This window comes from Chryseobacterium shigense (assembly GCF_900156575.1).
Classification (GTDB): Bacteria; Bacteroidota; Bacteroidia; order Flavobacteriales; family Weeksellaceae; genus Chryseobacterium; species Chryseobacterium shigense.
The window spans coordinates 1-10,494 of sequence record NZ_FTNY01000013.1 but is presented as its reverse complement, the minus strand read 5'-3'; the positions used below and the strand labels follow the sequence as shown (position 1 = coordinate 10,494).

General features: G+C 40.8%; 1 protein-coding gene. It reads left to right on the top strand.

Annotated features, from left to right (window positions below):
• Positions 1-10,494, top strand: a 10,494-nt coding sequence (locus BW964_RS22080) for a non-ribosomal peptide synthetase (RefSeq protein ID WP_076510751.1), incomplete at both ends; no start/stop codon positions are given.

The window sequence follows — 10,494 nt, the reverse complement described above, 5'->3', positions numbered from 1 at the left end:
AGTTTACTGTATGGCAACGAACTTCACCTGTTGGATGAAGACATGAAGAAAGATGCCGATGCCATTAGCAGATACTTAGTTTCTCATGAAATTGCTTATACCTATTTACCACCGGTGATGCTTTCTGTTCTTCCGCGTGTGTCTTACCCATTCCTTAAAGGTTTGTTGTATGCAGGAGAGCCTTGTGATTACGAAACCGGAAAATACTGGTCAGAGGAGAAAGTGTTGTATAACCTTTACGGCCCTACCGAAGCAACGATCTATGCCACTTACAAACAGGTGGAACATGGAGATGTTCATCTGATTGGTCGTCCTCTAGGAAACAGTTCAGCTTATGTGCTGGATGCTTCCCATCGTTTAGTCCCTGTAGGAGTCGTAGGTGAGCTTCATCTTGGAGGGATGGGAATAGCAAGAGGCTATTTAAACCGTGCTGATCTGACCGAAGAACGTTTTATTGCTAACCCTTTCCAAACGAAAGAACAGAAAGAGAATGGAGAAAATGGAAGATTGTACAGTACGGGAGACCTTGTGCGTTGGCTTCCTGATGGCAATATAGAATATATTGGCAGAAATGACTTCCAGGTCAAGATCCGGGGTTACAGAATAGAGCTTGGGGAGATCGAAAACCGATTGTCTCAATATCCGGGAGTAAAACAATCAGTGGTATTGGCCAAAGAGAACAATGCGGGGATGAAATACCTTGCCGGATATTATGTATCAGCCGGAGAGCTGGATAATGAACTCCTTACTGAGTATTTATCCTCCTCTTTACCGGAATATATGGTACCGAGTGTCTTTGTTCATCTCACCTCTTTACCATTGACCATTAACGGTAAGCTAGACAGAAAACAGCTTCCTGAACCTGAATTCAGTGGAGACAGAGAATATACCGGACCTGAAAATGAACAACAAAAAAACCTGTGTAAGATTTATGGAGAAATCTTAGGCGTCGCTCCTGAACATATTGGTATCCATGATGATTTCTTCCGATTAGGAGGAAACAGTATCATGGCGATCAAACTGATCAGTAAGATCAAACAAGAGATGGATATTCAGGTGAATGTGGCCATGGTATTCAGCCATAAAACAGTCGCATCATTGTCTCATATACTCAACGGAGAAAACAATCAGGCGGAAGAGATTGTCATCAACCCTGTTATAGTATCATCACCTGAAGAACAGCGTTTGTCTTTTGCACAGGAAAGACTTTGGTTTATAGAAACTTATGAAGGAGGAAGCAATGCATACAATATTCCGATGATCTTCATGTTGGGTGAAAATGTTCAAATGGAACTTCTTCAGCAATCTTTTGAAACACTGACTCAACGCCATGAAGTGTTGAGAAGTCTCATTCGTACAACAAAAGACGGAGAAGGATATCAGGTTATAACCGGGCAGGAACTTCCTATCTATACTGGAAAAGTAGACTCCAGAAAAGAGCTTGATGAAGCCATTAACCATGCAGCAAACAAAGTTTTCCATCTGGAAGAAGAGCTTCCGGTGAGCATTAATATTTTCAATCTGGAGAACCGCAATTATCTGTCTGTTGTGATTCATCATATTGCTTTTGACGGATGGTCTACAGATATTTTTATCAGAGAATTATGCAGCATTTATCAGTCTCTTTCTGAAGGGAAAAATCCTGATTTACCGGAATTAAAAATACAGTACAAAGACTTTGCATTATGGCAGAGGGATTATCTTACAGGGGAAAGACTCGATCAACAAATCGTTTACTGGAAAAATAAACTTGATGGTTTCCAAACACTGGATCTTCCTCTGGATCTTAAAAGACCTGCCCATATTTCTTATGCAGGGGCAACCCAATACTTTGACCTGCCCGCAGATCTTGTATCAGAACTGAGAAATCTTTCAAAAGATCTCGGAGTGAGTTTATACAGTATGATGCTAAGTGGCTACTATCTGATGTTATCTGCCTATTCCGGGCAGGATGATATTGTAGTGGGAAGCCCTGTTGCCAATCGTCATCATGTGGGACTCGAAAATATCATAGGGTTCTTTGTCAATACGCTGGCTTTAAGAGAGAAAATTAATCCTGACCAGAAGGTCAAAGACTTTATTCTTCAGGTATCTGAATCCGTAACGGAAGCACAGTCTCATCAGGACCTTCCATTTGAGAAATTGGTGGAAGAACTTGGTGTAGAACAGGATATGTCCCGACACCGTGTTTTTCAGGTAATGTTTGGGCTTCAAAGCTTTGATGGCGGAACTTCTTTTAAAAACCATGAAGCAGTGCTTCAACCCTTTGATGGAAATATAGACTATCAATCAGCAAAGTTTGACCTGACCATGATGATTGATGACCATGGGGATGTGATCCGGGGAATTTTCAATTATGCAGTGTCCCTTTTCAGCAATGAAACGATTAGGCGTATGATGGATTCCTATTTGTTTTTCCTGAAACAGCTTGTTAACATTGGAAATAGAACAGAAAACAATTCCATAAAGAATCTGACCCTTATAACAAAAGAAGATCATCAAAAAATAACAGGAGAATGGAATACGGCTGGAATTGCATATCCTGAAGAAAAGACAATTCATCAGTTATTTGAAGATCAGGTAGAAAAAACACCTGATCAAATAGCTGTAGTATATCAGAATAATAAGCTTTCTTATCGTGAACTTAATCAGAAAGCGAACCAACTGGCTCATTATCTTATTGAAAACTATAAGCTTACATCAGATGATCTTATTCCTCTTTGTTTAGAGCGTTCGGAAGATATGCTGATTGCAGTTTTAGCCGTCTTAAAGACCGGAGCAGCTTATGTACCTATGGACCCTGCTTACCCTGCAGACAGGATAAAGCATATTCTTGATGAGACCGGAGCAAAAATAGTTCTTACTCAGGAAAGGACTTTAGAAAAAGTAAGAAGGCTGGACCATGTAACCGGAATATCTATTGATGAAGAAACATTCAGAACCTTTACCGGTAAAATAGATCCTAAAAATCCGGTGACGACAACTCAGCCTAACCATCTTGCCTATGTTATCTACACCAGTGGAACCACCGGAATGCCTAAAGGAGTAATGATAGAGCATAGAAATGTGGTGAATGTGGTGAATCAGGTAAGAGATGCATACGGATTCAGTGAAGGAGAGAAAATAACAGCTTATACATCCTATGTTTTTGACGTATCTGTATCAGAATTTTTCAATACTTTATTGTTTGGAAATGAGTTGCATTTGCTTGATGAGGTTACTAAAAAGGATGCAGATTCAATAAGCAGGTATCTCTTGGATCATCAGATAGCTTATGCTTATTTACCTCCGGTAATGCTATCCGTACTTCCAAAAATAAAGTATCCGAACCTAAAAGGATTGCTCTATGCGGGAGAACCGTGCGATTATGAAACCGGAAAATACTGGTCTGAACAGACCCTTCTTTACAATCTTTATGGACCTACTGAAGCTACAATTTATGCTACTTATAAACAGGTATATCATGGAGATGTACATTTGATTGGACGCCCTGTTGGGAATGCGTCGGCTTATGTGCTTGATAATCTTTATCGCCCGGTTCCTGTAGGAGCTGTAGGTGAACTTTATATTGGTGGAGACGGTATTGCCCGCGGATATCTGAACAGACCGGACCTGACTGCTGAACGATTCATTTCGAATCCTTTCCAAACGCAAGTACAGAAAAGCAGAGGAAAAAATAATATAATATACAAAACCGGAGATCTTGTTCGATATCTTTCCAATGGTGATCTGGAATATCTTGGCCGTAATGACTTCCAGGTAAAAATTCGTGGGTACAGAATTGAGCTGGGAGAAATAGAAACCGCACTACTGGGCTATCCGGGGATTCGCCAGGCTGTTGTACTGGCTAAAGAAAATACTGCCGGCATGAAGTACCTTGCCGGATATTATGTATCTGATGCTCCTATAGAATCTTCCGTGCTTTCGGAATTCTTAGCAGAATCATTGCCTGAATATATGGTTCCTAATGCTTATGTATACCTTGAGTATCTTCCGTTAACAATGAACGGAAAACTCGACAGAAGACAGCTTCCCGAACCAGAATTTACAGCAAGTATGGAATATGCGGCACCAGAGAATGAGCTGCAGGAAAAACTTTGTCATATTTATGGAGAGATACTGGGAATAAATACGGATACGATTGGCATTCATGATGATTTCTTCAAATTGGGGGGGAACAGTATCATGGCGATCAAGTTGATCAGTAAAATCAGGAATCAGCTGGATTTCCAGATTCAGGTGGCTTCCGTATTCAGCCATAAAACCATTGCATCTTTGAGCTCGGTGCTGGAATCAGACTCCACAGTCAATGAGCAGCTAATTATTGTACCAATTGTATTTTCTTCACCTGAAGAGCAACGTCTGTCGTTTGCTCAGGAAAGACTATGGTTTATAGAAACTTTTGAGGGAGGAAGCAGTGCCTATAATATTCCGATGGCTTTCAGCCTAGGAGAAAAAATAAGATTGGATTTTCTTCAAAAGTCTATAGAATCGGTGTTAATGCGCCATGAAGTACTTCGTTCGGTGATTCGAACTACTGAGAAGGGAATGAGTTACCAGGTGGTTACAGATCTTATTCCTGAGTTTACAATTACAGAAGTAGAGACAAGGGAAGAATTGGAGGAGAATATAAACAGATCGGCCAACAAGATTTTCCGTTTGGAGCAAGAACTCCCTTTGGATATTAATGTTTTCAAGTTGAAAGAGCATTATTACCTGTCTGTAGTTGTTCATCATATTGCTTTTGATGGCTGGTCAATAGATGTATTTTTAAAGGAAATACAGGCAGTTTATGAAGCTCTTGTAGCCGGTAAGGATTCTCTGCTACCCAATTTAAAGATTCAGTACAAAGACTTTGCGCTATGGCAGCGTAACTATCTTACCGGAGATGTATTGGAAAAACAGATCAATTACTGGAAAAAGACTCTTGACGGTTTAGAATCTCTCAATTTGCCTTTAGATCATAAAAGACCTCCCTATATTTCTTATGAAGGGGGTAGTATATACTTTAATCTTTCTTCTGAGACGGGTTCTGGTCTGAGAAAACTTTCCAAAGATTTGGGGATAAGTCTGAATAGTGTCATGCTAGGTGGATATTACCTGATGCTTTCTGCGTATTCAGGACAGAACGATATTGTACTGGGAAGTCCAATTGCCAACCGTCACCATGCAGGTCTTGAGGACATGATCGGATTCTTTGTCAATACACTTGCTTTGAGACAGACTATTGATCCTGAGCAAAGCCTTAAAGACTTTATCCTTCAGGTTTCAAGATCGGTTACAGAAGCCCAGTCTCATCAGGATCTTCCGTTTGAGAAGCTGGTGGAGGAATTGGGTGTAGAACAGGATACCTCCAGACATCCTGTCTTTCAGGTGATGTTTGGACTTCAGAGTTTCGGAAGAAATTCTGATGATCACGAAACTTTATTTTATCCTTTTGAGGGAGAAATTGATTATCAGGCCGCGAAGTTTGATTTAACCACTATGATAGATGATGGGGAAGAAAACATCCGTGGAATGTTTAACTATGCTGTATCTCTTTTCAATGGAGATACCATTATAAAATTAAAAGATACTTATGTGTTGCTTCTGGAGCAATTGGCCCAGATGAGTGATGCAGAAGCTAAAAATACCAGAATCAATGATCTTCATCTTCTGGAAGAGGGCGATTATAAAAAGATGACAGAGGATTGGAATAATACCGTTTCTGATTATTCATCTGAAAAAACCATTCATAGGCTCTTTGAAGATCAGGTTTTAAAGACACCAGATCAGATTGCTGTAGTCTATCAGGATATTAAATTGTCCTACAAAGACCTGAATGAGAAAGCAAATCGTTTGGCCAATTATCTTATCCAAACTTACAATCTTCAGCCTGACGATATTATTCCTTTATGTTTAGATCGTTCTGAGGAAATGTTGATTGCAATGTTAGGAGTTCTGAAGTCGGGTGCAGCTTATGCCCCGATGGATCCTTCTTATCCTGCAGACAGAATAAAGCATATTCTTCAGGATACTGAGGCAAAACTTGTCTTAGGTCAGGAAAGTACAGCCGAAAAGCTGGAAGATGTGGGGGTAGATTTTGTCGCTTTAGATGAGGTAAACATTAAAGTACAGCTTGAACTCACAAATTCAAGTAATCCTGTTACCCTGGTGAATTCAGATAATCTGGCCTATGTCATCTACACCAGTGGTACAACAGGACTTCCTAAAGGAGTAATGATTGAACATAAAGGTGTTTCCAATCTGATCAAGCAGTTTGCTAAAGATCTGGATCTTATTTCTGAGGGAACAGCTTCCAAAAATTGTCTATGGTATGCTAATTACGTGTTTGATGCCCATGTATGGGAGTTGTACCCTGTGATTACTCACGGTCACAGTATTTATTTGCTAGACAAAGAAAAACAGACCGATATTGCTGCTTTACAACAGTATATAGAAACCAATCATATCCGTATTGCCACTATACCGCCTGTTCTTTTAACCAAAGATTATATTCTGCCTTTAGAAAAGCTTGTCGTAGCTGGAGATGTAACAAATCCGCAATTGATGGCTCTTTATCAGGCTGAAGGAGTAGATATCATTAATGCTTATGGTCCTACGGAAGGAACCGTTTGTGCAACACTGCATCACTATAATGAAGATGGAAACCCATTAAATATCGGAGGACCTATCGGAAATATGACAAGTTATGTACTGGACAACCATATGCGGTCAGTTCCGGTTGGAGCTGTAGGTGAGCTTTATATAGGAGGAGCCGGAATTGCACGAGGGTACTTAAACCGTCCGGATTTAACTGAGGAACGCTTCCTTGAAAACCCATTCCAGACATTATCCCAAAAAGGAAAAGGCGAAAACAGCCGTTTATACAAAACGGGAGACTTGGTACGTTGGTTGGCTAATGGCGAGTTGGAATATGTAGGTCGAAATGACTTCCAGGTAAAAATCCGGGGCTACAGAATTGAATTAGGGGAGATTGAAAATACCCTGCTTCATTACCCTAGTATCCGTCAGGTAGCCGTTCTGGCCAAAGAAAATAAAGCAGGCTTAAAATACCTTGCAGGCTTTTATGTATCAGATGCAGAGATTGATTCCAATCTTCTTTCTGAATATCTTTCTGAGAGCTTACCGGAATATATGGTACCGAGTGCTTTTGTACATTTAACGGCCTTGCCATTAACGATCAATGGAAAGCTTGACAGAAGACAACTTCCGGAACCTGAGTTTACGGGCAGCAAAGATTATATTGCTCCTAAAACTGATCTTCAGGCTAAACTATGCCAGATCTATGGTGATGTTTTGGGTCTTGATGTTGCAGGGATCAGTATCGAAGATGATTTCTTCCGCTTAGGAGGAGACAGTATCATCAGTATTCAGCTGGTAGGAAGAATCAGACAACAATTAGAAGTAAGACTAAGTGTAAAAGAGGTCTTTACGGCCCGCAGCGTATCATCATTGTCGTTACTCATAGAAGAAAAGAAACAGACAAAAGGAGAACATATCCTTTCCGAGCAAGGTATATTAGAAGGAGGAGTTTCGTTACTTCCTGTTCAGGAATGGTTCTTCAGCCAGAAAGAACAAGGTTATCTTGTAGATTTCAATCACTGGAATCAGGCCTTTTTGATCAATGTGCCAGAGCTTGATAAAGAATTACTGGCAACCTCCATCCATCATTTAGTGGAAAGACATGATGCACTTAGACTTCAATATCGTAGAGAAGATGGAAAGTCCATTCAGCAATATGGAAAACCAGAAATCCCTTCAGTCAATTATCTGGATGCTTCCGGATTAAATCCAGAAGAGCTTTCTCATGTATTTACAGAGTGGCAGTCCGGCTTTGATATTGAAAACGGACCATTGTATCAGATCGGTTATATCAGTGGTTATGCAGATGGCAGTGCAAGGATTTACTTTGCCCTTCACCATTTGATCATTGATGCCGTAAGCTGGAGGATTATTACCGAAGACTTAAAGAATATTTACCAGTCTCTTGAAAAAGGAGATACAGAATATATTACAGGTCATGTAAAAGGAACAAGCTACAGACAATGGGTGGAAGCTGTACGAAGCTATAAAACAGAAAATCCGGAATCCCGGGCACAGGAACTTTTATACTGGAATACAACGGCGGAAACCGTAGAATCTAATAATACTACGCTGAGCCGTTTCATAGGTAAAGATTATCATCATGGTCATCTCATCCTGAGCAAAGAAATGACCGGATTACTTATCAGAAAGACACATCATGCGTACCATACCCAGATCAATGATCTTCTTCTCTCAGCGTTATCCCTTTCGCTTTCAGGATTAACCGGAGAGGAAAGCCATTCCATATTGCTGGAGAGTCATGGTCGTGAAGAAGTCTTTGGGAATTTGGATATTACCGAAACTGTAGGTTGGTTTACCACGATGTATCCTTTACTATTGGAGAAAGGGAAAGACCTTTCGGATACGGTGGTGTTGACCAAAGAATCCCTGAGACGTATTCCAAACAACGGAGTGGGTTATGGTAGCCTGGTTGGGTATACAGAGATAAGCTTGCCTAAGATCAGCTTTAATTATCTTGGGCAGTTAGACCAGGAAGATCTCTCCGGAGAGAAGAGTTGGTTTATAGCAGCTGAAGACAGTGGATTAGGTGTAGGAATCAATAACCGTGACAGCCATTACATCAGCATCAATGGAGCTGTTGTGGATGGACAATTACGCTTTGGTGTTACTGGTTACCTGAGTGAAGAAGAGATTAATCACTTTTCAGAACGATTGAAAGCCAATATAGAAACTATTGTAGATCAGCTTTCAAAGGAAAGTAAAAGCATACTGACTCCATCCGATATAGACTATATCGTAGAACAGGAACAGCTATTTGGGATCCAGGAGAAGGGCGAAATCGAAGGCATTTATTTAGCCAATAGTTTGCAGGAAGGCTTTGTGTACCATGCGTTGAACCAGGGAGATGAAGATGATGCCTACCGGGTACAATTGATGTGGGACTACCATAGTAATATCAATGAAGAAAAGCTAAAAGAATCCTGGAAATGCACCCAGGCCGCTTATCCATCGTTGAGACTTCGTTTTGACTGGAATGACGAGATCGTGCAGATCATCGATAAAGAAGGGGAAGTAGACTGGCGCTACCAGGATATCAGTGGAATGAGTAAAGAGGCTCAGGAAACCCTGATCGGAGAAATCACACAGAAGGATCGCTTTGAGGTGTATGATCTGACCCGAGGAAGTCTTTTCAGGGTGTATCTATTCAAAAGAGGAGATCGCCACTACAGCTGTTTATTCAGCAACCACCATGCAATTCTGGATGGCTGGAGTATGCCTGTCATTCTCAATAGCATTCATGATCATTACCTGAGTCAGCTTAAAGGAGAGGCTCTCTCCCCGGCAGCAGATTCTGCGTATGCTTTAACCCAGCAGTACCTTCAATCCCACAAAGAGGACAGTGCAGAGTTCTGGAATAGCTATATGAGCTTACTGGAAGACCAGGAAGATTTGAGCAGTTTAGTAAAAGAGGACCAACGTCATATTGATTTAGGGACTTACCGTCATATCCAGGATCATCAGCATATAAAAATGCAGATTGTGGGAGATCAGTACCATAGGTTGAAGACCTTTACCAAAGAGCATGGCTTTACGGTGAATGCCGTACTTCAATACCTGTGGCATAAGCAGCTGAATATTTACAGTGGCCTAGGGACAAGTGTTGTAGGGACAACCGTTTCAGGAAGAAGCTTACCGGTTGATGGGATAGAATCTTCAGCGGGATTATATATCAACACGCTGCCATTGATTGTGAGCCATGAAGATGGGCGAGTTGTGGATCAGATTACCGAGATTCAGAATAGGATCAGTGAGCTCAATACACACAGTGACACTAACCTTGCAGCGTTGCATCATGATGGACGCAGGATTTTCAGCAGTTTATTTGTGTATGAGAACTATCCGGTACCTAAGGGAGGTGAGGGTAATGAGTTAGGATTTGTATTCATGGACTCTGTGGAGAAGCTTGATTATCCTTTGGGGATAATGGCTTCGGAACAGGGAGATAGTGTAACCGTTAAGATCAACTATGAAGGCGTTCTTTTTGAAGAACAAACGATGCAGCAGTTGATTGAAGGAATGGAAACTCTTTTAGATCAGATCCTTAAAAATAAGAAAATCACATCAGACAAACTTACTTATGCTTCTGATAATCAAATAAAAATCATCCAATCCTGGAATGTGATAGCGTCTGTTGATTCAGATAAAACACTTCCTGAGTTATTTGAATCTCAGGCAGCAAGAACTCCTGACGCAATTGCTTTGGTTTATGGAGAAGTTAAATTGAGCTATAAAGAGCTTAATGAACGTTCGAACCGCCTGGCGAACTACCTGATAAAAACCCATGCACTTCAGCCGGATGATCTGGTTCCACTATGTCTGGAACGTTCAGAACATATGCTGATTGCTATTTTAGGAGTATTAAAATCCGGAGCAGCCTATGTTCCT